The sequence below is a fragment of the Paenibacillus senegalensis JC66 genome (assembly GCF_000285515.1).
In the GTDB taxonomy this organism is placed as follows: Bacteria; Bacillota; Bacilli; order Paenibacillales; family NBRC-103111; genus Paenibacillus_L; species Paenibacillus_L senegalensis.
In genome coordinates this window covers 290,372-317,230 of the sequence record NZ_HE610958.1, presented here as the reverse complement: position 1 = coordinate 317,230, position 26,859 = coordinate 290,372, and the positions used below count along the sequence as shown (strand labels likewise).

Sequence of the window (26,859 nt, the reverse complement as noted above, 5' to 3'; positions counted from 1 at the left end):
TGCTTTTCTTGCAGGGTTTTTGCAGTAGAGGGTACCGGTGCCGAGCCGTTATTCGATAAGAGTGAATTAGCGAAGGCTTTAGACTATGCCGGTATTTCCTTGGACCTTTGTAGGGCCCAGGTGAACGCTAATTAATGAGGGTGGTACCACGGCGTCTTCGTCCCTTTTTGGGAGCGAAGGCGTTTTTTTCGTTTCAGGCGCAGAGGAGCGGTGAAAGTGACGGGAAGCTGCGGAATCGTTCTGGAGAAATGAAGTGTGCGCCTTTACCGCCGGATTGTACTCCTTTAAAGGTCTGGGTAATCAAAAATCTGGGATAACAGCGCTCGGAAGGAATGATCCGCAACTAATAGACCGTTTTTTCACCACATTTCTAAAGAATGAACAATCAATTGTTTAGTGGAGGCGATTAGTGATGAAAGACAGGCTGGAGGCGCTGAAACAAGAGGCCCTGCAGGAATTGGAGCAGGCAGCTAATACTCAGCACTTGAACGAGCTGAAAGTAAAGTATTTAGGCAAGAAAGGTCCGATTACTGAGGTGCTAAGAGGAATGGGTTCTCTGAGCGCCGAAGAAAGACCGGTCATCGGTCAGGTAGCCAATGATGTAAGAGCTGCAATTGCTGAGGGCATCGAGGCCAAGCTGGAGCAATACCGCAAGGAGGAGACCGAACGGAAGCTGCGTCAGGAGACAATTGATGTAACGCTGCCTGGCAGAGCTCGTCCGGCGGGAGCGATTCACCCGTTGAATAAGGTGATTGAGGAAATTGAAGCGATTTTTATAGGCATGGGATATACCGTAGAAGAAGGGCCCGAGGTAGAAACCGATTATTTCAATTTCGAAGCGCTTAACCTCCCTAAGGATCATCCGGCGAGAGACATGCAGGATTCGTTCTATATTACGGAAGATGTGCTGCTTAGAACCCATACCTCACCTGTACAGGTGCGTACTATGCAAAGGATGAAAGGATCTATTCCGGTCAAGATTATATGCCCGGGCAAGGTTTACCGCCGTGATGATGACGATGCTACCCATTCCCACCTGTTCACCCAAATTGAGGGACTAGTCATTGATAAAAAAATTCGGATGAGCGATCTCAAGGGAACGCTGCAGCAGTTTGTTCAGGAAATGTTCGGCAAACAAACGCAAATCCGTTTGCGGCCCAGCTTCTTCCCTTTTACGGAACCCAGTGCGGAAGTCGATGTCAGCTGCATGATGTGCGGAGGAGCGGGCTGCCGGACTTGCAAGCAGACAGGGTGGCTGGAAATTTTGGGCTCGGGCATGGTTCACCCGCGGGTGCTGGAGATGTCGGGGTATGATCCGGAAGAATACAGCGGCTTTGCATTCGGTATGGGTGTCGAGCGTATTGCCATGCTGAAATACGGGATTGAGGATATACGGCATTTCTATACGAACGATTTGCGGTTTTTGCAGCAGTTTGTTCATATTTAAGCTGTTTCAAGCTGTTTTGCCCTAGGTAAAATGCTGATTGGATTAAACAGGAAGGGAAGGAATATATAAGATGAAGGTATCCTATCAATGGCTTTCCGATTATATCGATCTGTCCGGGCTCTCTGCTACTGAATTAGCGGAAAAGCTGACTCGCAGCGGGATTGAGGTCGATGTTGTGGAACAGCGGAACAAAGGGGTGCACCAGGTCGTTGTCGGATTGGTGAAAACGAGGGAGAAGCATCCTGATGCGGATAAGTTAAGTGTATGTACAGTGGATGTCGGTGGAGAAAGTGATCTGCAAATCGTTTGCGGAGCCAAAAACGTAGACGCCGGTCAAAAGGTTCCGGTAGCCGTCGTGGGCGCCGTGCTGCCGGACAATTTTAAGATCAAAAGAGCGAAGCTAAGGGGAGTGGAATCCCAGGGCATGATCTGTTCGGCCAAAGAGCTGGGCATGAATGACCGCTTGCTGCCCAAAGAAATTCAGGAAGGCATTCTGGTGCTCCCGGAAGATACGCCAATCGGAGCTAGCGCTCTTGCCGTGCTTGGGCTGGACGATGAGGTGCTTGAGCTGGACCTGACGCCAAACCGTTCCGATTGCTTAAGCATGCTCGGAGCAGCTTATGAGATTGGCGCGATTACAGGAAGAGAAGTAAATCTTCCCAATGATCGGGAGGGCTTGAGCGAATCCTCTTTATCTGCAGAAGAGAAGGTAAAGGTCAAGATCGATGCGCCTGATCAATGCTATCACTATGCGGCCCGATATGTAGAGAATGTAGAGATCAAAGCTTCCCCTCTCTGGATCCAAAACCGTTTGATGGCTGCTGGAATTCGTCCGATCAACATTATCGTAGACGTCACTAATTACGTTATGCTGGAGACAGGTCAGCCGCTTCACGCTTTTGACTATGATAAGCTCGATGGAGGCAATATTGTTGTCCGCATGGCCCGTCAGGGGGAAACGATTGTTACTCTTGACGATGTGGAACGCAAGCTCGATTCCTCAATGCTGCTAATCACCGACGGCACCAAGCCTGTCGCTGTAGCTGGAGTTATGGGAGCGGCCAATTCGGAAGTGACTGCTGCTACCAGCAGGATCGTTCTGGAATCGGCATACTTCGCCGGGCCTTCGGTACGTAAAGCGTCACGGCAGCTCGGGCTTCGTTCAGAGGCAAGCTTAAGATTTGAGAAGGAAGTCAATCCGGAGATGGTGCTTGCCGCATTAAACCGTGCGGCATCACTCATTTGCCAATATGCAGGCGGCAAGGCTGCCGCTCAAGTTTCTCAGCAAATCATAAGAAAGACTGAGCCGGTAAAAATTGATCTGTCGATTGAGAAGCTGAACGAATTTCTCGGAACTTCCTTGTCAGAGAATGAGGTACAGTCTTTATTGGCAAGGCTTCAGTTCCCGATACAGTCTGCGGCCGGCGGTACGTTAACGGTTACGGTTCCGACTCGCAGAGGAGACATTACCCGCGCGGTTGACCTCTATGAAGAAGCAGCTCGGCTGCATGGATATGATCATATACCGACAACCTTAATGGAAGGCGTCACGACGCCGGGAGCCCTTAACCGGACGCAGCAGATCCGCCGTGCCATGAGGACGCAGCTGTCTCAGAGCGGGCTGCAAGAAGCGATTACTTATTCTTTGGTACATCCGCGTCAGCAGGCCGAATTCCCAGGGGAATATGCCAATGCCAAGCCGGTTAAGCTGGCCATGCCTATGAGTGAGGAGCGCAGTGTGCTGAGAACCTCGATCATTCCCAACCTTCTGGAGACAGCAGAATACAATCTGAACAGAGGCTCTGAGCGGATAAGCCTGTTTGAAATTGGCAAGGTGTTTCTCACAGAAGAGGATACGGTTACCGAACAGCCCGAAGAAAAATGGCTGCTCTCTATCCTGATCAGCGGCGAGGTATCCCCGCTGCAATGGTCGGAAAAACCTAGAAAAGCCGATTTCTTTGACCTGAAAGGGATTATTGAGAAGCTGCTTCGTTACCTTGGGATCAATGGCAGCTCTTATGAGGCGGCACAGCCTGTCGGCTATCATCCGGGGCGGACAGCGGAAATCTGGATGCGCAGCGTGGAAAAATCTGTGAAGCTGGGTACGCTCGGCCAGCTCCATCCGGATTTGCAAAGGCACAAAGGCCTGGAAGAGACGTACATTGCTGAGCTTGATGTGGAAGCGCTCGTGGAATTGTCTGAGTTCACCATTCAGTATCGGAGCCTGCCTCGTTATCCGTCCATGGCGAGAGATCTGGCCTTGGTTGTTGATGCTTCCGTCGAGGTCGGGAGAATGGAGCAGCTTGCCTGGGAAACAGCGGGAGATCTTCTTGAGTCGATAGCCGTGTTTGATATCTATACTGGTGAGCGTATAGGTGAAGGCAAGAAAAGCGTAGCCCTTTCATTTGTTTATCGCCATCCGGAGCGGACCTTGACCGATGACCAGGTAACCGAGATCAATAATAAGGTCATTGCCGCGCTGGAACAAACTTTTGCTGCAGAGCTTCGCAAATAACGGAAGGAAATCGGCCTGTCTTATCGAATATTTATCGAATAAGCGATAAGGCAGGTCTTTTCTATAGGGCGACATTTTCATAAATCCAAGGGGCTTTTACGCAAATAAGATATAGAGGCTGTGCCAAAGTGTCTCAGTGTTTGCGAATTGTAGAGCAAAACCGCTGCAGGCACAACAGCGGGCCTAACTGCAAGCAATGCTCAGATATTAACAGGAATCTTGCATGAAACGGCTTGTCTTGTCCAGGATAATGAATCTATTCCGGCTGTCATAGACGCTGCTAACGAGCCGTTACCTCAGATGAATATACAGCCTATGTTGATAGCTTGTCCGTCTTACAGCAACTCGAGGGATCGGGGAGGAGGAACAAAGATGAGCGCAGAAGAGAAAACAAGAGTCATGGTCGATATTTACGGAACAAACTATAAACTGATGAGCAGCACCAGTTCTAGCTACATAAAGAGGGTTGCTGCGCATGTGGATGAGCAAATGAACCAGATTGCCGGGCTCAATTCGCGTCTGGATACGATGAAAATTGCTGTTCTGGCCGCTGTCAATATGGCGGATGAATATTTTAAAATCAAGGGAAAGCATGACGAGCTTCTCGAAATTCGCAAGCAGTATGAAATCTCGCAGGAGCAGGTCAACCGCTTAGAACGGCAGAAGGCAGAGCTGCAAAAGGAAATCGGTGATTGGCAGCAGCGGGAGGCGCAGTGGAAGGAGTTTGAGCAAAAGAGTACGGAAGAGCGCAGCCAATTGCAAAAGCAGCTGCACCAAGCTGAACGGCTTGATGAAGAGCGGCAAAAAGCGCTGGCTCAGCTGGAGGGCAGTCTCGATCAATTAAAAGAAGCAGCGCTTGACGCCGATCGCCAACTGGAAAGCTTCCACGCCGAGAAGAAGACTTGGGGCGAGGAGCGGGCGGAGCTGACCAGCCGACTGGAAGTGCTGCAGGGTCAGCTGACCGATCAGCAAGCCGCCCAACAGCTGGCTAAAGAAGAGGTGGAACAGCTTCAGGAGAAGCTCGAGGAGCAGAGCAAAAAACATCAGGAAAAAGAAACTCACCTGCATAATCAGTTGACTCTCGCCAAACAGGAATTAACCAAACTCAAGGACGAGCATAACCAGTGGAAGAGCAGACAGCATCGCTGGTCGGAAGAGAAGCAGGCGTTAGAGTCGAAGCTGAGCAAGCTGAAGCTGGAAGTAGAGGCCGGCCAGAAGCGCGAGCTTTCGATCAAAGATGAGCAGCAGAAGCTGGAGCAATCACTGCAAACAAAGCAGCAGGAGCACGAGAAGCTGCGGCAGACATGGCTGAAAGAACAGCAGGAGCTTCAGCGTTCCCTGCAAGAAAAGCGCCAGGAGAAGCTGGCACTTGAGAGAGTTTTGCAGGAGGAGCGCGAGAAGCAGCGGGATCTTGAGCAGCTGCTGCAGGAGGAACATCAGAAGCAGCGGGATCTTGAGCAGCTGCTGCAGGAGGAACATCAGAAGCAGCAGGATCTTGAGCAGAAGCTGCAGGTGGGCCGCGAGAGACAGCGGGATCTTGAGCAGCTGCTGCAGGAGGAACATCAGAAGCAGCGGGATCTTGAGCAACTGCTGCAGGAGGAACATCAGAAGCAGCGGGATCTTGAGCAGAAGCTGAAGGAAGAACGCCAGGAGCAGGAAGAGCTGTATCAGGCTTTGCAAAACGAAGAGCAGCAGCAAGAGCAACTGCGGCAGGCTCTAGAGAGGGAGCAGCAAAGACAGCAGGAGCTTGAGAAAGCCTTACAAAAGGAAAAGCAGGAGCAGGAAGAGCTGTATCAGGAATTGGAAAAGCTGCAGCAGGAGCAAGAGCAGGAGTATAAGAAGCGGGAAGCCATTCAAAAGCAGTGGGAGAGCGTGAAGCAAGAGTGGGAAAGCCGCGAATCTGCTTGGAAGCGTAAGGAACAGGATTGGGAAGCGGAGCAAACCCGTTTAAAATTTGCGCTTCAAGGTTTAAGCGCAGACCTGGAATCTGCCGTCGAACGCGAAGAAGATTACTCGGAGCGAATAAAGCAATTGCAGCAGCAATTGGATGCCCGGCAGGAGGAATTGTCAAGGCTCTATGAGCAATTGGAGCAGGAAAGTGCCCGTCATCTGGAGGCGATGCAAGAAGCTGCAGCGGCTTCTGAGGCCCATACATCCGCTGCACATCAAGACGAAGAATTGAAGCTGCGCTATGAGGAATTGCTTGATGAATATGAAAAACTGAAAAAAGAATATAACGAATGGATAGAACTGGTAATTGAGAAAGACGAATCCAGCTCTTCCTCCTCTTAAAGGATAGATCGGGATGTTTCCCGTATTGAATATTGTAGATTGGCTCATTGTTGGGGTGGTTATTTTTTCCTTCGCACTAGGCTATCGCCGGGGGTTGGTGGCGCAGTTGCTTTCCGTGGTCGGAATAATAGCTGCCTTGCTTGCGGCCTTTTTCCTCTATCGCTATCTGTCGCCTTACATCGCCTTGTTGATTCCCCTGGAAACGTTGGCGCAGAATACCGACTATGAGTTTTTGTTTGCCCATTTTCAGGTTTTTCAGGTCATTTACAACGTGCTGGCCTTTGCTATTCTGTTTTTTGTAGTGCGCATCGGAATTGCTATCCTCAAACATTTTCTTAATGTCGTAGTCAAAGCACCAGGGCTTAACCTGCTTAATCGCTGGGGAGGCGTTCTGTTTGCTTTGCTCGAAGCGCTATTATTAACCACATTAGCTATCTATATAGTTATGGTTCTTCCTTCTAATTCCCTGCAATATGCTTTGGGAGATTCTGTACTTGTTCCCTATTTGCTGCAGTGGCCGGGCTGGGCTGCCGAGCAGCTGCTGCCAGAGCTGTCCTTCATGCGGGCGGACTAGAATCCAAAGGCATCATCCGAAAACGTGCTTTTGAATGATGGGATGGGGAGCTAGCCACAACCGTCATAATAAAAAACCAGCTGGCTGCTGCCTTTTTATAAGGCTGTTGCCCCGCTGGTTTATTTACTTTTTGCGGTTCAATCAACTCTCAAGCATGTACGATTTGCCCGGATGGTCCGCCATCTGCCAGAGTAGCCAAACGGATCAGCTGCGGAACCACATTATAGGGCGATTGGCCTGTAGCATGCATGGCGGAACGGATCGTTCCCGGATTGAAGCTGTTTACAAGAATGTTGTGCTCCCGCTCCTCTTCTGCTGCTGTCCTTGTAAGTGCTTCGACGGCTGCCTTACTGGCCCCGTATGCGGCATAGCCGCCTGCACCGTTGTCGGCAAGCGAAGAGGTAATGTTGATAATCCGACCATAACGCTGTTTACGCATGATGGGAAGGCAGGCTTGAGTCAACAGGAACACACTCCGGAGATTGTTTTTAATCTGGTAGTCCCAATCCTCGAGTTTAGTATCAGATAACGTTCCGATTTCGACTACAGCTGCATTGTTAATCAAAACATCAATTCGTCCAAGCTGTTGGATGGTCTCGGCAATCCATTGCGTGATCTGCTGTTCCTCTGAGACATCTACCTTGCTAGAGGTCGCATGGCCTCCAGCTTCGATAATCGCCTGGGCAACACGGTCTACTCGTTCTTTTCGCCGACCGCATAAAACGACAGATGCTCCTTGTTTGGCGATCATCATAGCTGCCGCTTCGCCTAACCCGCTTCCCGCTCCAGAGATCATTACGACTCTTTGCTCTAAGGTCATCGTGTTAAACCTCCTTTATATTCCTGGTTAGGGGAATCATAACAAATCTAAGTTCCCTGCGGAATAGTTTGACTTATCAAAAAAATTGATCTCATCTAAGCGCTTCTCTAATAAACTTGAAATACGAATTTGCATCAATCAAAGCTCGGAGCTGTGCCGTATTCCGTTTTCACTTGACTTTGTCTGATTAATTGCTGCAACGATATGGAGCCCCGACCACTTAAATAAAGCAATAATTAGGTAAAGAAAAAGAAATCTGTGAACTTAAAAAGTAGCAAGAAGGCAGGGGGGTTAGGATTAAGCAAGGGGAAATAGCACGGTTGCAGCATGTGCGCAGCGAGTGCCGAGGCGGAATGTATGCGGAAAACCGCATAGAATCGCCGCCGCAGGGTGTGCCAAGGCGGAATGTATGCGGAAAACCGCATAGAACCGCCGCCGCAGAGAGTGTCGAGGCGGAATGTATGCGGAAACAGTCATGCCATTGAATTCTCAGGCACAACTCCGGCATGAAAATAGCCAAAGTTGGCGGGGTTCGAGGGTGCGCGGGCTTGTTGCCTGCGTTTTGTACGAAATGTCGTACAAATGTATGGGGTTGAAGTGCGATTACCGGAGGTTTGTATGAAACATCGTATAAATTCAGGGCTTTGAGGTGCCATTACCCGAGATTTGTATGACGAATCGTACAAAAGCATGGGATTGAAGGGCGATTGCCCAAGATTTGTATGACAAATCGTACAAATGCAGGGCTTTAAGAAATTAAGGAGCTGCAGTTAGTGGTTCCGAAGAAATTTCGAAGCAAGTTATGTCATTGCAGGTACGATTACCCGAGATTGCTCATCATGCTGGGAGTTTTATCTTCACAGAAAAACCGCATAGAATCGCCGCCGCAGGGTTGGCTCGGTCCACAAGCCTGCTGCTGCAAGTAAAAAACCAGACATTGCGCCGATCTAGCGCAATGTCTGGTTTTGGATAAGAATTTTTCACAAGCAGCCTGTTTATTCTTCTACGATTAACTTGGCCACCATGGAGGCATGGCCCGGGCCGCAAGGAATGTTACAGATGATCTCATATTCTCCGACTTTATCGGCCTTGAAATATTCGCTGGAATTAGCATTGTCGAGCTTAACCCGAGCGCCTTTAATTTCAATTCCGTGAACACCTTCGGCATTATCGAGAACAATGTTATATACTTCGCCTTTTTTAATCCGGTATTCGGTTTGATCAAATTGGTAATTGGTCGCTACGATGGTAACGTTCTCTGCATTATCCATCTCTTCCTGCGAAATGCCTTGATTGCTGCCTCCGTTGCTGCCGCATGCAGCCACCACGAGCAGTATAGCTACCCCCCACATTAACGCCGCTATTTTTTTCATAACCCGTTCTCCTCCTTCTCAACTACTTGCTTCTTTATCATTTTTAAAAAGCATTGAATGCACTTTTATCTTACTCCTTATAAGTCAAGAATGCAGTGACAAACTGGTGAAGCCTTTGTGACTAAAATGAGAAATGTTGGAATAGGCAACGGAAAAACGGTTATGAGGAATGGAGACAGGGAAAAGGGGCTGGGGAATGGTGACAGAGAAAAAGAACCTCCGGGAAAACAACCGCGACAGCATGAGTAAAGTCATTCCGTAAGATGAAGCTTCACGCTCACCCAGCCTTTCAAGAACGCTTGCGTCACAGGCCGTTTCCTGGTCGGCTTTCATCTTCTTCACAGCAAGCCACTTCCGCTTTAATCGATGTGTCCAGCTTGGCACCCTTTCCGTCATCCAGTGCATCGGTCAGCAGAACGGCGCCTAATACAAGAACCAGAAGAATTGCGGCAAGGGATATCTTGTACGAGCCTTTCTTGAATTTTGTAATCATTAACATTCTCCGTTTCGTTTCCTTCTTGCTGCCCCCAAAATGGGACAGGTTGACCTGAGCTGAAGCGTGGGGAATGGTAACAGGATAGGGTGGCGACAGAAAAATGGGAGTTGTGAGGCTGAGGAAAGGAGATCAGGAATGGTGACAAAAGGAGGAGAAGAGGCCAGCTATCCTAGGTCCCCAGGATTGCCGGCCTGCAAACTGCCGATTAAACTTCAAGATAAATTTAGCTGAAATATATGCTCAAGCAGTGTGCCAGACATGTGTTTTACTTGTTTACCTTTTTGCTTTATCTGTGTGCAGCGAGTAAAGCAGAGCAGCGAGCCTAGCAGTGGGCTCAAGCAGCGAGCCTAGCAGTGCTGCTGCGAGCCCAGCAATGAGCTCAAGCAGCGCTTTAGCTATGCGCTTTTCTGCGTCCGCGGTTAAATGGTGTGCTGATCGGAATAAACAGGTCAATGATCCCGATCACTAAAGCGGCCAGCAGTGCCCCTAGGAAGGTCACGGAGACTCCGCCGACGATGAATTGAGCAATCCAAATAATCAGAGCGCTGACGAGAAAACCGACAATCCCCCGGCCAAATGGGGTAATCCGGCGGCCGAAGATGCCTTCAATAATCCAGCCGACTATGGCGATCACGATGGCCAGGAAAAAGGCGCTCCAGAAGCCGCCAACTGTAAAATTGGGCACGATCCACCCAACAAACATTAAAACTAACGCAGATACGATGAATCGCACCAAATGAGCGAGAAAATTCATAAGCATAAATCCTCCTTTAATTTAAGTTAACATTAGGGAAACCCCCACGAGATTCGCTTTTAGTTTGCCATGTCTTTCGCGAGTTATGCTTTGTAAATTAGTCCAGACCAAAGGAAAGTTTGGTTATAAAGGGTTAAATCTTGGCTATTGCAAAAAGCTTTCGATATAATAAAGGATAACTGCCCGTTTGGTAACGAGGCTTCCGTACAGGGGGCATAAATCGGACTAAAATCACTCCATACGGCATACGGCTCGCTGCCGATTGATGCTGGATAACAAGCTATAGGCTTTCCCGGATTGTGCTGAAAAGGCCAGCGGGGTTTACAGGAAGAGGGATCAAGCGTTGAACCATAAAATTTTGAAAACACTGGAATTTCATAAAATCTTGGATAAATTACAAAGCTTTGCGGCCACCTCTTTAGGCAAGGCCTGGGCGACGGAGCTGCAGCCAAGCGGAGACTTGGACGAGGTTAAGCGAAGGCTGACGGCAACCGATGAGGCTGTCAAGGTGGAGAGGATTAAAGGTGCCGCTCCATTCGGAGGTATTCGTGATGTGCGGCCGAGCGTCAAGCGGGCAAAGATCGGCGGTCTGTTGAATCCGGCAGAACTGCTGGACACCGCGAATACGCTGAACGGCGGCAGGAGATTGAAGCGGTTTATTTTGCAGATGGCCGAGGATCATGAATTGACGCTGCTGGCAGACAAGGCGGCTCAGGTAATGGACTTGAAGGACCTGGCTGACAGCATTCTGGCCAAAATTAATGAACATGCCGAAGTCATGGATTCAGCCAGTCAGGAGCTGGCGAGAATCCGGCAAGAGCTGAGGACCGGTGAAGCACGAATCCGCGAGAAGCTTGAGCAAATGATTCGCACCCCGTCCACACAGAAAATGCTGCAGGACCCGATTATTACAATCCGCAATGACCGGTATGTAATTCCTGTCAAGCAGGAATACCGCAGCAGCATCGGCGGCATGATTCATGATCAATCTGCATCTGGCGCAACGCTGTTCATGGAGCCGCAGGCGGTGGTTCAGTTGAACAACCGGCTGCGTGAATTGAGCTTTAAGGAAGAGCGGGAAATTGAAAAGATTTTAGGGATGCTGACAGCCGAAGTGGCGGAAGCGGCAGATGAAATTGCCTTTAATCTGGATATCCTTGCGGAGCTTGATTTTATCTTTGCGAAAGCAGGCCTTGCCCGCGAGTTCAAGGCTACCCTGCCGCTTATGAACGACCGCGGCTTCTTGAAGATCAAGAAAGGACGCCATCCTCTTATTGCTGCGGATGCTGTTGTTCCTCTCGATGTGGAGCTTGGCAATCAATTTCAGTCGATTATTATTACGGGGCCTAATACTGGAGGCAAGACCGTTACTCTAAAAACGATCGGGCTGCTCAGCTTGATGGCGATGTCAGGTTTGTTCGTCCCGGCGGAGGACAGCAGTCAGCTATGTGTGTTTGACGGGATTTTTGCCGATATTGGGGATGAGCAGAGCATTGAGCAAAGCTTGAGTACATTCTCCAGCCATATGACCAATATCATTTCCATTCTTAAGGAAATGACGCCGAAAAGCTTAGTGCTGCTCGATGAGGTCGGGGCTGGCACGGATCCCGCTGAGGGCTCGGCGCTGGCGATTTCGATTCTGGAAGCAATCCATCGGCTCGGATGCCGGATGGTAGCCACTACTCACTATAGTGAGCTCAAAGCTTACGCTTATGAACGCAAAGGAATTGTTAATGCGAGCATGGAGTTTGATGTCCAGACATTAAGCCCGACCTACCGTTTGCTGGTCGGGGTGCCCGGGCGAAGCAACGCTTTTGCTATCGCTGAGCGGCTGGGGCTTGACAAGAAGATTATTGACCACGCCCGAAGTCAGGTAGGTGCGGACGATCAGCGCGTTGAGTCGATGATTGCTACGCTGGAGGAGAACCGTCTATCGGCTGAAGCTGAACGCAAAAGCGCTGAACAGCTGAATGCAGAGGTTGCCGCACTGAGGCAGCAGCTGGAAAAAGAACGCAGCCGGATGGAGCAGCAGCGCTCTCAGCTGCTGGCCAAAGCGGAGCAGCAGGCTGAGGAAGCCGTGAAGAAAGCGCGGCAGGAGGCCGAGCAGATCATACGTGAGCTGCGTCAGATGGCGATGGAGGAACGGTCATCGATCAAGGAGCATAAGCTGATCGAAGCCAAACGCAAGCTGGACGAGGCTGTTCCCCAACTGGACAAAAAGCCTGTCAGCGGAAGCCGTTCAGGCTCTAAGGCACGTGCTATTGAGCCCGGAGATGAGGTGCTTGTGCGCAGTCTCGGCCAGAAGGGCCATGTAGTGGAGCTTTCGGGCGATAAGGAAGTGACCGTACAGCTTGGCATCATGAAGATGAAAATTGCCAAGACTGATCTCGAGAAGATATCCGCAGCACCGGTTAAGCCAGTGCAGCAGAAGACAGCAGTAACAGGTTTAAAACGTTCTCGTGATGAATCGGTTCGCAGCGAATTGGATCTGCGGGGCAATAATATCGAGGATTCCATAATCGAAGTGGACCGTTTTCTTGACGAATCGTTTCTGGCGAATCTCCATCAGGTTTATATTATACACGGCAAGGGTACGGGTGTTTTAAGACAAGGAATTCAGGATTACTTGCGCAAGCACCGCTTGGTGAAAAGCTTCCGGTTTGGAACATACGGAGAGGGCGGCAATGGGGTAACCGTGGTGGAGCTGTAACGGTCGCAATGCGAGCTGGTACCCGTCAACGGTGTTTCCTCTCCCGGTTCGGTTAGGCAGGCCGGCAACCCCCGGGAAAATTGTTGAAACTATCTTTTGTCCCGAAACGTATGTAATATATAAACTAACGATAGAGCATATCACTGCTGAGGAGGAAATAAGGATGGGGATTTTTAAACGATTGCGTGACTTGACGGTTGCTTCCATTAATGACATGTTGGATCGTGCTGAAGATCCGGTCAAGATGCTGAATCAATTCCTGCGCGATATGGAGCAGGATATTCTGGAAGCCGAGGCTGCGGTTGCAAAACAAATCGCAGTTGAGAAAAAATTTAAGCTTCAGTATGAAGAAGCAGGCGAAATGGTTCAGAAACGCGAAGCCCAGGCATTGAAAGCCTTGGAGCAAGGTAACGAGGATCTCGCCCGCCGCGCTTTGCAGGATAAGAAAGAGCATCAAACCCGTTATGATGAAATGCTGAGACAGTATGGAATCGCCAAGGAAAACGCCGACAAGCTCCGTTCCCAATTAAGTGAAATGAAGGACGAGTTCGGCAAAATGAAAAACAAGCGTGATTTGCTTGTAGCACGTGCGGAGGCGGCGAAAGCCCAGAAAACGATTAATCGTGCGATGTCCGGCTTAAATTCCAATGGTGCGGCCGGCGGCTTCGACCGTATGTCTGAGCGGGTCCTGCAAATGGAAGCAGAAGCTCAAGCGAGCGGAGATATGGCAAGTTCCAGCCGCTCCCTGGATAAAGAGCTGGCGAGCCTGGGAGATGCGGGGATTGAAGATGAGCTTGCCGCTTTGAAGGCAAAGCTGGCTAACAAGAACGGTGAATAATTGAAAGTCGGGCTCCTTTGACGGAGACCTATTCCACGGTGGAAGCTTGGGCTTACTAATGGGAGAAGAGACTGGGGTTAACAGGCCTCGGTCTTTTCTCCCGTTTACCATGGTTAAGGTAAAAGGGGATGGCAACGTGAATAATCAGATCGATGAACTAATGTCCAACCCGTATGTGGAAGCGTTCGCTTTTTTTTCAGTTGCGGTGCTGGCATTAACGGTGTTTTTAACCTTATGGAATATGGTCACTCATTATGACGATTGGGTGGAAATCAAAAAAGGCAATTTGGCCGTAGCTCTGGCAACAGGAGGCAAGATCTTCGGCATTTGCAACATATTCCGGTTCTCGATAGCGAATAATGATAAACTGTTAGACAGTGTAATCTGGTCGGCCTATGGCTTCGTTTTGCTGGTTGTCGCCTACCTGATTTTTAGTCTGCTTACTCCTTCCTTCAAAATTAGTGAAGAACTGAAAAATGATAACCGCGCTATCGGATTTATTTCGTGCATCATTTCGATCGGGCTGTCCTATGTCATCGGAGCAAGCATTAATTAAGAAGGGGGCAGCCGGGGATGAAGTATTTGTGGATTATTTTATTTGCCGTTGCATGTATATTTTTTATTGGAGGGGTTATTTACTTTATTAACAATGCTTAAGTCCGTTCGGCTGACGCTGGCCATAGGGCATCAAGGAGGCCTGATCGGGCCTGGATGGAGGAGATGGAATGAGCGAGCACGCGACAGTGTGTCCATGGTGCCAATCAGAAATTATATGGGACCCCGATACGGGACCTGAAAGCGAGTGCCCTTACTGCTATAATGAGCTCGGTGATTATCGCAGTATCACTTTGCAATTGGAGGATGAAGAAGGGGAGGAAGGGGGCCTTTTCCAGCAGGATTCGGAAAGTCTGCTGGAGGAAGAGAAGGATGGCTACGCGGATAATGTTGACCGTTTGCTGGACCGGCAGGAAGAGACGCCGGAATGCTCCTCTTGCCACCAATTCATGCTCTTAAGCGGGAGACAGACCATTTCAGAAGCTGGCTACACCCCTTTAGTGCCGGCCGGTTCGTCTGGACCGTTTTTGACGCCGCCTTTTTCTATAAAGCTATACATTTGTCCTTCTTGTTTCAAGACAGAGAGCTATTTGTCAGAGCAGGATCGCCAAGCATTAATACGTACTCTGCGGCAGGATCATCAGAGCTGATCTTTTTATCTTTGGAGCTTTGGCTAGTTGGAGCCTAATGGAGCCTTTACAGGCTCCTTTTTTGTTGGAAAAGCTCTGTTAGTCAATTGCTGGTAAAGTGTGTGACCGGTCATTTTTTTCTTCCCTTGGGGAATGTTATAGCAAAGTCATCAGTCAGCATTTGCATATATCTTCTATGGACTTTGAAACATCAGGATATAGATGAACAAGCTTTATTGGTCTATGCGTTATATACGTTTGTATAAGGGCTCGAACCGGGCAAATGCTTGAAGCAAATCCGACTTGGCAAGGGGAGAAGGTGGACGTGTGCACGAACATGTTAAACAACGATCTTTGTTAATGGAGGGAAAGTTGAGACACGGGGGAGGAGCGGAGGAGAGCGGCGACGGATCCGCACCGGTTAAACTATCGGCGCAGTGCCGGTTGCTGCTTCTCGTTAACGGACTGTTTGCCACGGCAAATTCCTTATCAGGGACATTCGTTAATGTGTACCTTTGGAAAGTGAAGAACGACTACAGCATGATAGCGATGTTCAATCTTTCCCACCATATCACGATGGCGCTTGTGTTTTGGCTCGCAGGTAAATGGATTAAAGAGCATAACAAAATGAATGCGCTGCGGACCGGGGTAGCCGTTTCCGCTGTCTTTTACTCGGTTGTGCTGCTGCTCGGAACCTCGGCGGTGAATTATGTAGTCGGGCTGGGCCTTATTCAAGGCATATCCTCGGCTTTATTTTGGTGTGCTTTTAATGTCATTTATTTTGAGGTGACGGAGCGTGATACCCGTGACAAATTTAACGGTTATGCTGGCCTGTTGACGTCAGCTGCAGGCATGGCAGCGCCTTGGATTTCCGGGGTTTTGATTACCGGTATGGGGGATAGCGCAGGATACCGTCTCATATTCAGCATATCGCTCGCAATCTTTTTAGTCGCAACAGTTTGCAGCTTTTTCCTTAAAAAGCGCAAGCCGCTTGGGCGTTACCAGTGGTTTTATGGAGTCAGCATGATCCGCCAGAAAAAGAACCCTTGGCGAAAGATCGGCGCAGCGATGATAGCTCAAGGGATTCGCGAAGGGGTATTCGGGTTTTTGATTGGCTTGCTTGTCTTTATAGCTACCGGCAATGAATTGAAGCTGGGGAATTATGCCCTGATCACGTCAGCGATCGGACTGGTCAGCTTTATGCTGGCGGGCAGGCTGCTGAGACCAAAGTTCCGGAAGTGGGCCATGCTCTGCGGCATCATCGGGATGATCCTGGTCATTCTTCCGCTGTTTGGCGAGGTTTCTTACCGCACGCTGTTGATATTCGGAATTGGAACCGCCTTGTTTATTCCGCTCTATTCCATACCAACGACCTCTGTCGTTTTCGATATTATCGGGAAGAATCAAGAGAGTGCGGCACAAATGGTCGAGTATATTGTATTGCGGGAGCTTGGTCTAAACTTTGGCCGGATTACAGGCGTACTTGTGTTTATAGCTGTCGTTACCCAAACGACTGATCCAAAGATGATGAATTGGCTGCTTTTAGGCGTGGGCAGCTCTCCCCTCATCGTGTGGCTGCTGCTTAGCCGTTGGCTGAGACAGGCAGGCGTACGTGATGCCTAAAGGACGTGGAACTTATTTCGGTATCGTAATGGACTTCTGGGAAGAACATGGTATAATCAACATAACCTATACAGATACTTGGAATAAGGGAGCGATTCGTTTTGGAGGCAAAATTAGTTCATAGCATTACCGAATTGATAGGTAATACCCCAGCGGTAAAGCTTAACCGGTTGGTGCGCAGAGGTGATGCGGATGTTTTTGTCAAATTGGAATTTTTTAATCCGAGCGGAAGCGTTAAAGACAGAGCTGCTTATAATTTAATTGTCCAAGCGGAGAAAGACGGCCGGCTGAAGCCTGGGGACACGATTATAGAGCCAACGAGCGGAAATACTGGCATAGGCCTGGCGATGAATGCGGCAGCCAAGGGATACAGGGCCATTCTAGTCATGCCTGACAATATGACAAAGGAACGAATTAATCTGCTGAAGGCGTATGGAGCGGAGGTTGTCTTGACCCCGGCTGCGGAGAGAATGCCGGGTGCTATTCGCAAGGCTCAGCAATTGAAGGAGTCTATACCGGGCGGCTTCATTCCGCAGCAGTTTGAAAATCCGGCCAATCCGGATATTCACCGTTATACGACGGCTCCGGAGATTTTGCAGCAGGTTAACGGAAAGCTCGATGGCTTTGTAGCGACAGCAGGCACCGGCGGCACCATTACCGGCACGGGTGAGGAATTGAGAAAAAGCTTGCCAAACTTGAAAATTTGGGTAGCAGAGCCCAAGGGCTCGCCGGTTCTTTCCGGAGGCCAGCCAGGTCCGCATAAGCTGGTGGGTACCAGTCCGGGTTTTATTCCTCCGATTCTCAACACCAAGATTTATGATGAGATTATTCAAGTGGAGGATGAGGATGCGGTGAATACAGCTCGAGAATTAGCCGCACAGGAAGGAATTCTGGTCGGTCCGTCTTCGGGAGCTTCGGTATGGGCTGCCCTGCAATTAGCGAGGAAGCTTGGTGCAGGCAAACGGGTGCTCTGCATCGCACCGGACACTGGTGAGCGTTATATGAGCATGGATATTTTTGGCTGAAAGAGGCTGTAAGCTGAGCAAGTGAAGGGATTATCTACGCGGTGCATGATGATTTTTCTAGCTATTATAGAATAAGAAATGTGAGCAAGCCGGATGCACGTCCCTAATGGGCGGGTGGTCCGGTTTTTTTGGTGCGCAGGTTTTTGATGTGATAGATTTATAATAGTATAGTCGTTTTTGCAAGCTGTTCCGCAGAAGGTTTTTCTTGGCACATGTTAAGGTTTCGTTGTATATTGGTAATAATCTTTTTTACGCAAGGAGGACTCGGGTATGAATAGTTTACAGCTGCAAATTTTGGATTTGCTGAATGAAGACGCGAGAAGGAGCTCCGACTTGCTGGCGACTCTGCTCGGCAGGGATAAGTCGGAAGTGGAAGAAGCCATCGCTGAATTAGAAGCAGATAATGTGATTGTGAAATATGCGGCGGTTGTTAATTGGAGTAAGGTTCATGATGATAGCGTAACGGCATTAATTGAGGTTCAAATTACTCCGGAGAAGGTTCATGGCTTTGATGCGATCGCTGAGAAAATTTACAGGTGCCCCGAGGTCAAGTCGGTTTTTCTGATGTCAGGCGCTTATGATTTGCTGGTGGAAGTAGAAGGGCAGTCGCTCAAGGAAGTAGCCTCTTTCGTTTCTAATAAATTGTCACCGATTGACCGTGTGCTCTCAACCAAGACCAACTTTATTCTCAAAAAATACAAGCAGGACGGTATTATTTTCGAGGAAAAACAGGAAGATAACCGTCTGATGATCTCACCATAAAGGAAGTCAGGCTAATGATTAATCAAAAGGATATGCAAAGTTATTTGGCACCGCTGGTCAGGAACATTCCGCCCTCGGGCATCCGAAGATTTTTCGACCTGGCCAGCACGCATAAAGATATCATTTCATTAGGAGTCGGGGAGCCGGATTTCATCACCCCTTGGAAGGTTAGAGAAGCCTGCACTACCTCGCTGGAGCGCGGGCATACGCAGTATACGCCGAATGCGGGGATTTATGAGCTTCGCGAGGAAATTGCCCGCTACTTGCACACAAGCTTCAATGTCCAGTATGAGCCCAAGGACGAGGTCATTGTCACCGTTGGAGGCAGTGAGGCCATTGACCTTGCCTTAAGAGCTCTGATTGCTCCGGGAGATGAGATTTTGATTCCCGAGCCCAGCTATATTTCCTATTCACCGATCGCTGCTATCGGAGGCGGGATTCCGGTTGGAATCGAAACATTCGCGGCTAATAAATTCAAATTAACGGCCGAAAGCCTGAAAGCCAAAATCACTCCGCGCTCGAAGGTGCTCATCCTTTGTTATCCGAGCAATCCGACCGGGGGAATTATGACTTACGAGGACTGGCTGCCTATTGCCCGCGTCGTTGAAGAGAACGATCTGATTGTAATATCCGATGAGATTTATGCCGAGCTGACTTATAATCAGAAGCATGTCAGCTTTGCATCCATTCCAGGCATGAAGGACCGGACGATTCTGGTTAGCGGATTTTCCAAAGCGTTTGCCATGACCGGCTGGAGATTGGGCTACACATGCGGACATAAAGACCTCATAGCTGCCATGCTTAAAATCCACCAGTATACCGTGATGTGTTCCCCGTCTATGGGCCAAGTGGCTGCTCTTGAGGCACTTCGCCATGGTATGGAAGACAAGGATAAGATGGTCGTTGCGTACAATCAGCGAAGAAGACTGGTCGTCAACGGCTTCCGCGAAATCGGTCTCGACTGCCATGAACCGGAAGGGGCGTTCTACGCTTTCCCGTCCATACAAAAAACCGGCTTAAGCTCCGAAGAATTTGCCGAAAGACTGCTCTTGGAGGGTAAGGTCGCCGCGGTTCCCGGCCATGTGTTTGGATTAGGAGGAGAAGGATTTGTCCGGTGCTCGTATGCTACTTCAATTAATCAGCTGAATATGGCGCTGGACCGGATTGACAAATTTTTACAAAAGTTAAGATAAAGATAATTTGTCATTATATTGTCATTTCCTTTTTCCGGCAAAATATGGTATCGTCAACTTAATAAGGAGATCTTGTTTTTTCTTCTGAAAGTGGTTCTTACACAAAGGGGGAATGTAGATGAGCTACTATTTTCAATCTGCTTCAAATCAACCCTATTTGTTAAAGGAGAAAGAATCGGGTCTACGCTGGATTGCCGATCCGGGTCCGCCTTCTTTGGAAGCCCTCGAAGAGGAGATTCGCGAGCTTCGCTCCAAGATGGAGCAAATGTATTTGGAAAAGCTGAGTTTTAATAACGAGGCTATTTTGGAAATCAGTCGTCTGCTGGACGATAAAATCTACCAGTACCTAGAGTTGGATAAAGGAAGAAACCGGTAGAGATTTGCCTATACTAAGCTATTTTTCATATAGACGGATCCCCGGGACCTGCGGGCCTGGCGGATCTGTCTTTTTCCTTTTGGTTTTTATTATTCAATCCGTGCTATTTATTCCCCTTAGACTTTCTAGCCGCTGCAGTTCTGTGCTAATATAAAAATCAATGGAAGTCTAATAGGGGGAAATTAAATTGAACAAAAGGGCAATCCATGGATCGGGATGGAGTCACATGAGTAAATGGCTGCTGTTATCCGGGGTTATTCTGCTGCTTGCTGCCTGTGGACGAGAGAAGCCGGATGTTTCCATTTTTATTTTACCCGAGGCTGGCCTGCAGGCGGATCGCGCTGAAGTCTTGCAAACAACCTTGCAGGAAGAGCTGGGAGAAACACCGACAATTGCCGTTCATACCAGCCCGATATTTGATCCGCAAAAGCTGATGGTAGAGGTTGCGGCAGGCGACCATGGGATTATCATCATTTCTGAAGACCAATTTCAGCTTTATGCCAAAAACGGCGGCTTGATGCCGCTGGAAGAACATTTCGACCCGGAGGTTTATCCGGAAGGGGTTCTTGAGGTAGAGCTGCTGGAGGAGGAAGGAAAAACAGATTTTCTCCTTGTGGGCATTCCACTTGCCGAAGGAGCCTGGCTGCAGAGCATTTCCTATAAGGGTCAGGAAATGTTTGCCTTTATCCATCCCCGGGCGCCGGATTTGGAGCAGTCCATTGAGGTATTGAAACGGATCGTCAATATGGAATAATTACAGACAGCAGCAATAGGTGCTGCACTGCATCAGCTGTAGGTGGCACACAGAAACTGTAATTAGGTGACACACCGAAACAGCAATTAAATGCACGTAATGACGCCAATGGGCTCAACTGCACACAAAGAGCTCGATGCAAACTTTTTAATAATGTGCTGCTTAAGTTGGATTTATCAGTCTGCAGGTGCCTGTGCCTGAAGCGTAAGGCAGAGGTGAAAAGGGAAGCCGGTGCAAGTCCGGCACGGTCCCGCCACTGTGAAAAGGAATGGACGAAGGGAAGCCCCTATTTTGTCCGCTCCCAAGTCAGGAGACCTGCCTGTAGATGAAGCTGTTGAGTTCCTTCGAGGATAAAGGGATCAGCTTATCGGGAGTCCGCCGTCAATTTTTTTTCATTAAAGTATACGAGAAAGTATACGAGTTGATTGGCGGTCATATTGTGATGGATTGGCTGAGCCACCTGTTCGGGTGAAACAGCTCCATAGCTTCTGCCTGCAGACAAGCTAAATTCCTGTGGATACAGGGGATCAGGAACGTACAAGCACCGTCCTGATTTCTTGGCCAGTGGCTTGTATCCCGATTATGCTGCCCTCTATCTTGGATAGAGGGTTTTTCTTGTTGGCTGTAGTGGCAAAAATTGCGACTTACTGATGTAATGAAGGGGGAATTTGGGTGAAAACATTGAAGGAATATTTGCGGGCTATACACCCGCTGGATACACAAGCGATGAAATTGGCGCAAGAGCGGTTGGATGCCCTGACTAAGCCGCAAGGAAGCCTTGGAAGAATGGAGGAAGCGGTAATTCAGCTGGCGGGCATCTATGGACACTTGCCCAGTTCGGCTGAAGAGGTCGAGCCCGTTTCTGCGAAAGAAGCAGTCTCCGCTTCTGCGAAAGAAGCAGAGTCCGCTTCTGCGAAAGAGGCAGAGTCCGCTTCAGTGAAAGAAGTTGAACGCGCTTCAGAGAAAGAGATTACGCCTGCTTCAAGGAAAGCCCCCTTCCGTAAAGCTGTTATCGTGATGGCTGGAGATCATGGGGTTTGCGAAGAGGGCATCAGTGCCTATCCTCAGGAGGTTACGGCGCAAATGGTAGCCAACTTCCTGCAGGGCGGGGCAGCCGTTAACGTGCTGGCCAGGCATGTTGGGGCTGATGTAATCTGCGTTGATATGGGAGTGGCGGGAGAAATCAGGCATCCTCAGTTAATTAATCGCAAAATCCGTCACGGAACTGGGAATATAGCCAAAGGTCCGGCCATGAGCCGGGAGGAAGCGGAACGGGCGGTTCTCGCAGGCTGCGAACTGGTTTCTGAACTCGCTGCCAAAGGGTACAGCATGATAGCTACGGGGGAAATGGGCATCGGCAATACGACTCCTAGCTCAGCCTTATTAACTGTACTAGGAGCTGCAGACCCGGAAGTGGCGGTTGGACGGGGCACGGGCATTAACGAGGAACAACGCTTGCACAAACAGCAAATAGTACGTCAGGCTATTGAACGAAATCAGCCGGATGCGGATGATCCGCTTGACGTACTAGCGAAGGTAGGAGGACTGGAAATAGCCGGACTGGTCGGGGTTATTCTTGGGGCTGCAGCTAACCGCTGTCCTGTCGTAATTGACGGCTTTATTTCTTCAGCCGCAGCTTTGGTTGCTTCCCGCTTGACTCCGAACGCAAGCCGATATATGCTCGCCTCCCACTTATCTATGGAGCAGGGACATCAAGTGCTGCTGGACAGACTTGGACTCCGGCCTATTTTACATATGGATATGCGTCTTGGTGAGGGCACGGGCGCTTTGCTGGCCTTCCCGATTTTGGAGGCTGCAGTGAAAATTTCGGCCGAGATGGCCACCTTTGACAGCGCAGGAGTTAGTAAAAACAACGATTGACCTGTCTAAGAAAGGCTCTCGATTAACTGTGAATATAGTTGCGGCGGGCATTGAGGCCGTTTGCAGCTTGCTTAAAGCTAGTTTACTGCTTGGTTGCGGGTTGTGGAGTTGCTGCACCCTGGTTTGCAGCTCGGTTTACAGCTCGGTTTACAGGCCTATCATCCTGCTGCGGACTGCTTGCAGGCCTGTACGCCCTGCTGCGGATTACTTACAGGCCTGCTGCTACCCTGACTGCAAATTTGCTGCAGCCCAACGCAGCACGCCTTGAGTTCTAGCGCTCGCAGCGGTCCTTATTTGAGCAAAAACAGGGGGAAATAAATTCTAACGCTTGCCATCGTCCTTATTTTCTCCAAATCGCGGTTTTCTGGGCTTTTTGTCACAAATAAGAGCGAGGATGAGCGTTAGAAGTGAAATCCCTGTTTTTTCGGGCAAATAAGAGCAAGGGCGAGCGTTAGCGTTGAAAGCCATTAGGTTTTTCGCAGTACCAACGGCGAAACGACAGTACGATAGGCGAAACGGCGGTACGACGGCGGAACGGCAGTACGATGGCGGATTGACGGTACCAACTGCGAAACGGCAGTACGACGGCGGAACAGTGGATAAATGGCGGTAAAAATAGACGCGGATGGATTGGAGGGCTTGATTTGGTAATATGGATAACCGGCGGTGCGAAGAGCGGAAAAAGCCGTTTTGCTGAAGAATATGCTGGTCACCTGGCGGACATGGGAATATATGTGGCCACTACACAACAGAATCGCGAAAATGATGAAGAAATGCGGCTGAAAATTGCCAAGCATCAGGAGCAGCGGGCGGCTGCGGGCTTTGCTTGGACAACGGCTGAAGTCCCTTATCATTTGTCGGACTGGCTTCTAAACTACAAAGCAAAGGTTGAACGGACAGAAACCTCTCCGCCACCTGTTGTATTAGTTGATTGTTTGACGATGTGGCTAAGCAATTGGCTGCTCAAGTTTGATTTCGCTGGAGATGATACGGAGCCACAGCTGGATCGCAAAATAACAGAGCTTGTTGATGTAATCCGCGAATATCCTTATCCACTGCTGCTTGTATCCAATGAGGTCGGAGATGGCATTGTGCCGGAATACCCTCTCGGAAGACAGTTTCGTGATGCCGCCGGTCGGATGAACCAGCGGATAGCGGCTGTTAGCGAGCAGGCGTTTCTGGTCACCGCAGGGATTCCGGTAGACTTGAAGAAGCTGGCATTCCGGTGGGATTGATCGTGCGGAAGGAGGAGCTGCGGTCTTGCTGTTCTTTAGCTTGCAGGAAACGCTGATTATGCTGGTCGCCGCGATTCTCTTGGATGCTTGTGTCGGTGATCCTAAATGGCCGGTGCATCCGGTCATTCGGATTGGACAGCTCATACAGTGGCTGGAGCGCCGATTGAGACCCGGGAGCAAAGGGGCCAGGCAGAATAAGGAATTTGCGGATCGTGAGCTGCGCTGGAGAGGAATAGTCCTCGCCGCATTCACGGTAGGAACCGTCCTCTCCCTCATGTGGGCTGCGCTAGCCGCAGCCAAGCTAATCCACCCTTGGCTGGCGTATGCGTTAAATATATGGTTCATTGCTTCCACCATTGCAGTGAAAGGGCTGCGCGATGCTGCCTACCAGGTCTATGCCCCGCTCCAGGAAGGAAAGCTGGATGAAGCGCGCAGCTATGTCGGCTACATTGTCGGCAGGGATACAGCTCAACTGGATGAACAGGAAATTTCCCGGGCCGCTGTTGAAACGGTTGCTGAGAATACAGTGGATGCATTTATTTCTCCGCTTTTCTTTGCTTTGCTGGGCGGAGCCCCTTTGGCCATCGCTTACCGGGCGGTTAATACGCTGGATTCGATGGTCGGTTACAAGAATGAACGCTATCTTCATTTTGGTTGGTTTTCCGCCCGCCTGGATGATGTTTTGAACTGGCTGCCCGCACGCATAACAGGCGGACTTATGGTGTTGAGCGCATGGTCGCTTAAGGGACTATCCGCGAAAAGAGCACTGCTCAGCATTCGCCGCTTCGCCTCGGCACATCCTAGCCCAAACAGCGGAATTCCGGAAGCGGCAGCAGCCGGAGCCATGGGCGTTCAATTGGGCGGGCGCAATTATTATCAAGGACAGGTGAGCGAAAGAGCGCGAATGGGATGGCCGCAGGTGCAGTTGTCCATGCAGCACATTCACAGCATCGTTTTACTGCTCTACCGAGTAAGAAGCAGTGTGATTGGAGGGTTGGTGCTTCTATGGCTCGTACTAAGGATAGCATAAGTCTATGGAAAGAAATTGGATATAGCCTTGTTTTTGCCATTCAGTTTCTTACCCGTTTCCCACTGCCGATTACAGTGCCGGTTTCACCCAGGGTACTGCGTTGGAGTGTCGTCTGTTATCCGCTTGCCGGTCTTGTCATTGGTGTTTCATTGGCAGCTGTATATATAGGGGCTAGCTGGTTGTTTCCGCCGCTACCGGCCGCTGCCGTTGTCGTAGCTTTCTGGGTATACATCACGGGAGCGCTGCATTTGGACGGGGTAATGGATACGGCCGACGGGGTCGGAAGCTATCGCTCACGAGACAGAATGCTGGAAATAATGAAAGATAGCCGCGTCGGGGCGATGGGTGTGATTGCAGGCGTATTAGTTATTCTCCTTAAATGGTCCTTTATTCAAGGATTGTTGATTAGTGAATCCGCACCCAAGGCAGCTGTCCTATTAGCCATCATACCGGTGATCAGCCGGGGACTGCTGGCAACAGCAATTGCCGGATGGCCCTATGTACGTGGCGAGGGCGGTTTGGGAGAATCGCTGCAAACGATAACCTTTAAGCACGCGTTTACAGCACTTTGTCTTGCTTTTATGATCAGTGGAATGGTCTGCCTAATCTGGGGAGGCTGGGAGTTATCCGTAAGACTTGCTTTACTATTGACGTTGTCCGCGCTATTGTTCATAGCGGCAGGGGCAGCGTATTTTCACTCGCGTCTAGGCGGTTTAACCGGCGATGTTTACGGGGCTCTAAACGAAGGAGCCGAGCTAATCCAATTGGCTGCGGCACTCGCCGTGCTGAACTGGATTTGGGCCTAGCCGCGAGGAATTTTAAAAAGGAAAAGGCGGAGGTATTATGGAGCTTGAGCAGTACGGACACGGCGGGGATTTACGCAGCGCCAAAGAAACCTATGGACGGAACGAGGATGCCTTTATTGATTTCAGTTCCAACATGAATCCTTTAGGGCCGCCGGACGTAATACAACATAAACTTGCAGAATATGTGAATCATATTTTTCGCTACCCTGATCCGATATCCCGCGAGCTGCGAAAAAGTCTGGCGTTGGCATACGGGGTCCCTGAGGAGTGTATACTGGTAGGCAACGGAGCAGCGGAATGTATCGATCTGGCGGCCCGGGTATGGAAGCCGCGCCTGGCGGGCCTGGCGAGACCCTGCTTTTCCGAATATGAGGAGGCGATCAGCAAGGCTGGCGGTGCGGAGTATACGATACCGTTAAAAGAAGAAAATCAATTCCGGCTTCAGATAACCGATTTGCAGGCTGCCTTGGATCAGTGCGACACGATATGCTTGGGCCATCCCAACAATCCGACTGGAACACTGCTGGCTAAGCCGTGTCTCGACCTGCTTAAAGAGAGCGGCTGCCGCGTGATCCTGGATGAAGCCTTTCTCGATTTTATCGAGGAGGACTCTGAGCTGTCCTTGATTCAGCATGCTGCGCAATCTCTCTCCTGTATTGTCATTCGGTCAATGACAAAGTTTTATTCTGTTCCAGGCATTCGGATAGGCTTCGCCGTCGCTCATCCTGACACGATTGAGGCGATGCGGGCTCTGCAGATCCCCTGGTCGGTAAACTCCCTAGCCCAGCAGCTGGGGCCTGCGCTGCTCTCCGATTCCGAGTTTACTGTACGTACGAGGCAATGGCTTCAACAGGAGAAAGAGTGGTTCACCGCTCAGCTGAGCCAATTGGGACTTAAGGTATATCCAAGCGCGACGAATTTTCTGCTGTTTGCTTTACCGCAGGGGACGTCATACACAGTCGGGCGTCTCCAGCATGAATTGGGACTGAACGGCATCCTGATTCGCGACGGTTCCCGTTTTCCCGGTCTTGATAATACGTTTGGCCGCTTGGCTATCCGGTTAAGAAAAGACAATGAGCTCTTGCTGAAGGCTGTCTATAGATGCCTTCACGGACCGCAATGTTAACGTTCGAGCCATATAGGAGCGGGTGAAAAGTGCTGCGTATTCTGG

At 49.8% G+C, this 26,859-nt stretch carries 26 protein-coding genes, 1 riboswitch and 1 other annotated feature (1 of these 28 running past the window's edge); of the genes, 21 read left to right on the top strand and 5 right to left on the bottom strand.

Going from position 1 to position 26,859, the window contains the following annotated elements:
• Positions 1-168, top strand: a binding site (T-box leader); it begins 126 nt to the left of the window's first position.
• A 244-nt stretch (positions 169-412) separates the two neighbouring features.
• From pheS to PSHG_RS09925, 4 genes are all read left to right on the top strand, one after another.
• Positions 413-1,447, top strand: coding sequence for a phenylalanine--tRNA ligase subunit alpha (pheS, locus tag PSHG_RS09940; RefSeq protein WP_010272419.1), 1,035 nt, complete (start codon positions 413-415; stop codon positions 1,445-1,447).
• A gap of 70 nt (positions 1,448-1,517) precedes the next feature.
• Positions 1,518-3,962, top strand: coding sequence for a phenylalanine--tRNA ligase subunit beta (gene pheT / locus PSHG_RS09935; RefSeq protein WP_010272417.1), 2,445 nt, complete (start codon positions 1,518-1,520; stop codon positions 3,960-3,962).
• Positions 3,963-4,334: 372 nt separating this feature from the next.
• Positions 4,335-6,254, top strand: coding sequence for a cell division protein ZapA (gene zapA, locus PSHG_RS09930; RefSeq protein ID WP_010272416.1), 1,920 nt, complete (start codon positions 4,335-4,337; stop codon positions 6,252-6,254).
• Between the two features lie 25 nt (positions 6,255-6,279).
• Complete coding sequence (locus tag PSHG_RS09925) at positions 6,280-6,828, top strand: CvpA family protein (RefSeq protein WP_157213443.1); 549 nt, start codon at positions 6,280-6,282, stop codon at positions 6,826-6,828.
• Positions 6,829-6,976: 148 nt separating this feature from the next.
• Here the strand turns inward: PSHG_RS09925 and PSHG_RS09920 are convergent, their stop codons facing one another.
• The 5 genes from PSHG_RS09920 to PSHG_RS09900 form a co-directional block, all read right to left on the bottom strand.
• Complete coding sequence (locus PSHG_RS09920) at positions 6,977-7,648, bottom strand: SDR family NAD(P)-dependent oxidoreductase (protein WP_010272411.1); 672 nt, start codon at positions 7,646-7,648, stop codon at positions 6,977-6,979.
• A gap of 995 nt (positions 7,649-8,643) precedes the next feature.
• A complete protein-coding gene (locus PSHG_RS09915; RefSeq protein WP_010272409.1) occupies positions 8,644-9,021 on the bottom strand; it encodes a cupredoxin domain-containing protein in 378 nt (125 codons plus the stop codon).
• Between the two features lie 84 nt (positions 9,022-9,105).
• Positions 9,106-9,354, bottom strand: a complete 249-nt coding sequence (locus PSHG_RS29955; RefSeq protein ID WP_235782049.1) for a hypothetical protein — start codon at positions 9,352-9,354, stop codon at positions 9,106-9,108.
• Entirely contained in the window at positions 9,326-9,514 is a 189-nt protein-coding gene (locus PSHG_RS31445) for a hypothetical protein (RefSeq protein WP_026021289.1), read from the bottom strand. The genes PSHG_RS29955 and PSHG_RS31445 overlap by 29 nt, the downstream gene beginning before the upstream one ends.
• Positions 9,515-9,908: 394 nt before the next feature.
• On the bottom strand, positions 9,909-10,271 hold the full coding sequence (locus PSHG_RS09900) for a phage holin family protein (RefSeq protein WP_010272405.1): 363 nt from the start codon (positions 10,269-10,271) through the stop codon (positions 9,909-9,911).
• A gap of 343 nt (positions 10,272-10,614) precedes the next feature.
• Between PSHG_RS09900 and PSHG_RS09895 the strand changes: the two genes are divergently transcribed.
• The 17 genes from PSHG_RS09895 to cobD all read left to right on the top strand — a co-directional run bounded on the left by PSHG_RS09895 (position 10,615) and on the right by cobD (position 26,814).
• Positions 10,615-12,981: an endonuclease MutS2 gene (locus tag PSHG_RS09895; protein ID WP_010272403.1), complete on the top strand. Its 2,367-nt coding sequence runs from the start codon at positions 10,615-10,617 to the stop codon at positions 12,979-12,981.
• Positions 12,982-13,144: 163 nt separating this feature from the next.
• Positions 13,145-13,819, top strand: a complete 675-nt coding sequence (locus PSHG_RS09890) for a PspA/IM30 family protein (protein WP_010272401.1) — start codon at positions 13,145-13,147, stop codon at positions 13,817-13,819.
• A 136-nt stretch (positions 13,820-13,955) separates the two neighbouring features.
• Entirely contained in the window at positions 13,956-14,375 is a 420-nt protein-coding gene (locus PSHG_RS09885; protein ID WP_026021288.1) for a DUF350 domain-containing protein, read from the top strand.
• 169 nt (positions 14,376-14,544) lie between these two features.
• Entirely contained in the window at positions 14,545-15,024 is a 480-nt protein-coding gene (locus PSHG_RS09875; RefSeq protein WP_010272398.1) for a hypothetical protein, read from the top strand.
• A 351-nt stretch (positions 15,025-15,375) separates the two neighbouring features.
• Positions 15,376-16,626: an MFS transporter gene (locus tag PSHG_RS09870; RefSeq protein WP_010272396.1), complete on the top strand. Its 1,251-nt coding sequence runs from the start codon at positions 15,376-15,378 to the stop codon at positions 16,624-16,626.
• A gap of 101 nt (positions 16,627-16,727) precedes the next feature.
• The gene (gene cysK / locus PSHG_RS09865) at positions 16,728-17,651 is read left to right on the top strand and encodes a cysteine synthase A (RefSeq protein WP_010272394.1); all 924 of its coding nucleotides are present in this window, start codon (positions 16,728-16,730) and stop codon (positions 17,649-17,651) included.
• Positions 17,652-17,921: 270 nt separating this feature from the next.
• Positions 17,922-18,413, top strand: a complete 492-nt coding sequence (locus PSHG_RS09860; protein WP_010272392.1) for an Lrp/AsnC family transcriptional regulator — start codon at positions 17,922-17,924, stop codon at positions 18,411-18,413.
• Between the two features lie 14 nt (positions 18,414-18,427).
• Entirely contained in the window at positions 18,428-19,606 is a 1,179-nt protein-coding gene (locus PSHG_RS09855; RefSeq protein WP_010272388.1) for an aminotransferase class I/II-fold pyridoxal phosphate-dependent enzyme, read from the top strand.
• A gap of 118 nt (positions 19,607-19,724) precedes the next feature.
• Positions 19,725-19,982 (top strand): aspartyl-phosphate phosphatase Spo0E family protein, encoded by a 258-nt coding sequence (locus PSHG_RS27170; RefSeq protein ID WP_010272386.1) that lies wholly within the window; start codon positions 19,725-19,727, stop codon positions 19,980-19,982.
• Between the two features lie 226 nt (positions 19,983-20,208).
• A complete protein-coding gene (locus tag PSHG_RS09845) occupies positions 20,209-20,736 on the top strand; it encodes a hypothetical protein (RefSeq protein ID WP_010272383.1) in 528 nt (175 codons plus the stop codon).
• A gap of 168 nt (positions 20,737-20,904) precedes the next feature.
• Positions 20,905-21,073: riboswitch (cobalamin riboswitch) on the top strand.
• The gene (locus tag PSHG_RS30490) at positions 21,062-21,208 is read left to right on the top strand and encodes a hypothetical protein (RefSeq protein WP_157213442.1); all 147 of its coding nucleotides are present in this window, start codon (positions 21,062-21,064) and stop codon (positions 21,206-21,208) included. It overlaps the preceding riboswitch by 12 nt.
• Before the next feature lie 200 nt (positions 21,209-21,408).
• On the top strand, positions 21,409-22,617 hold the full coding sequence (gene cobT, locus PSHG_RS09835; protein WP_010272382.1) for a nicotinate-nucleotide--dimethylbenzimidazole phosphoribosyltransferase: 1,209 nt from the start codon (positions 21,409-21,411) through the stop codon (positions 22,615-22,617).
• 457 nt (positions 22,618-23,074) lie between these two features.
• Positions 23,075-23,230, top strand: a complete 156-nt coding sequence (locus tag PSHG_RS30485; protein WP_157213441.1) for a hypothetical protein — start codon at positions 23,075-23,077, stop codon at positions 23,228-23,230.
• Positions 23,231-23,261: 31 nt separating this feature from the next.
• Complete coding sequence (cobU, locus tag PSHG_RS09830; RefSeq protein WP_010272381.1) at positions 23,262-23,852, top strand: bifunctional adenosylcobinamide kinase/adenosylcobinamide-phosphate guanylyltransferase; 591 nt, start codon at positions 23,262-23,264, stop codon at positions 23,850-23,852.
• 25 nt (positions 23,853-23,877) lie between these two features.
• On the top strand, positions 23,878-24,882 hold the full coding sequence (gene cbiB, locus PSHG_RS09825; RefSeq protein ID WP_010272380.1) for an adenosylcobinamide-phosphate synthase CbiB: 1,005 nt from the start codon (positions 23,878-23,880) through the stop codon (positions 24,880-24,882).
• The gene (gene cobS / locus PSHG_RS09820) at positions 24,858-25,688 is read left to right on the top strand and encodes an adenosylcobinamide-GDP ribazoletransferase (RefSeq protein ID WP_010272379.1); all 831 of its coding nucleotides are present in this window, start codon (positions 24,858-24,860) and stop codon (positions 25,686-25,688) included. Before cbiB ends, cobS begins: the two co-directional genes overlap by 25 nt.
• 37 nt (positions 25,689-25,725) lie before the next feature.
• Positions 25,726-26,814, top strand: a complete 1,089-nt coding sequence (gene cobD / locus PSHG_RS09815; protein ID WP_010272378.1) for a threonine-phosphate decarboxylase CobD — start codon at positions 25,726-25,728, stop codon at positions 26,812-26,814.
• The last annotated feature ends 45 nt before the right edge of the window (positions 26,815-26,859 follow it).